Annotated in this window: 1 protein-coding gene; it reads left to right on the top strand. The window is 54.3% G+C overall.

The genetic code is table 11. The features are described from left to right. On the top strand, positions 1-258 hold a 258-nt coding region (locus ACS5WU_RS13880; RefSeq protein WP_465089210.1), incomplete at both ends, for a bacterial Ig-like domain-containing protein.

Genomic DNA, 258 nt, shown 5'->3' with positions numbered 1-258 from the left:
GGGTACATCCGGTACGAAGACAGTGACAGTGACCTACGAGGAAGACGGCGTAGAAAAGACGGCGAGTTTTGACATTACAGTAAACGCACCCGCGCCAGTTCTTGACAGTATCGAGGTGACAGAGCAGCCGACAAAGACAACGTATACGGTGGGCGACACGTTTGATCCTGCGGGGCTCGAAGTGACGGCGCACTATACCAACGGCGGCGTGGATAAGATGCTGACAAGTGGGGAATATACGCTGTCTGCTCCTGACAT

This window comes from Christensenella sp. KGMB01412, from assembly GCF_055522415.1.
The sequence above is the reverse complement of the archived record's forward strand: the minus strand, read 5'-3'. Positions and strand labels throughout refer to the sequence as shown.